Source organism: Thiolapillus sp. (genome assembly GCF_048562965.1).
GTDB lineage: Bacteria > Pseudomonadota > Gammaproteobacteria > Chromatiales > Chromatiaceae > Thiolapillus > Thiolapillus brandeum_A.
This window is the reverse complement of the sequence record NZ_JBHNMF010001633.1, coordinates 1-525: the sequence shown is the minus strand read 5'-3', so window position 1 is coordinate 525 and position 525 is coordinate 1. Positions and strand designations below refer to the sequence as shown.

2 protein-coding genes are annotated in these 525 nt (G+C 57.0%); both read left to right on the top strand.

Features of this window, described 5'->3' with window-relative positions:
* The first annotated feature begins 139 nt into the window (after window positions 1-139).
* Window positions 140-340, top strand: coding sequence for a hypothetical protein (locus ACOCD2_RS25930; RefSeq protein ID WP_419626437.1), 201 nt, complete (start codon window positions 140-142; stop codon window positions 338-340).
* The coding region (locus ACOCD2_RS25925) for a hypothetical protein (protein ID WP_419626435.1) at window positions 324-525 on the top strand (202 nt) is incomplete at its 3' end. The genes ACOCD2_RS25930 and ACOCD2_RS25925, both read left to right, overlap by 17 nt.

Here is a 525-nt window from a genome sequence, read left to right as displayed (position 1 = left end):
GTATTTTTCGACCCAGACCAAGGCGCGTTCTCCAACCGGCACAAAACGATCCTTTTTGCCCTTGCCCTGTCGGACCGCGATGATACCAGCGCCGCTATTGACATCCTGTTTGGTTAAGTTCAAGCGTGTCTTCGGCCTCGTGATAGATTTTGGGACATCCCAGTCCCCAAAATCGACTCGGCCTTTGACAACCTATTTGTGCCCCAGCCGTCCTGGTCACCAAGCACTACGCAACAACTTCGCAAGCTCGTTGCTGCTCCGTACTTGTCTCCCAATGACTGGACGCCGCGTTCGGAGGCCTACTTTGCTTCCCCTCTGGCGCTATGCGCACGACAGGTAAGCAGTGCGGCCTCGCGGCTACTGGGGTCTACCAGCCTTCGCTTTGCTCTCCATGGCTGGCAGCGAATGACTTCCTGTCGTCTAATGCCGGTGGAGTACAGCACTTCGAGGATGGCACGATCTCTCAGCCCCGCATCAGTTTCGATGTCCGGCTGAGACAGCACCAGTTCCGCTTCTTCCGGGGTC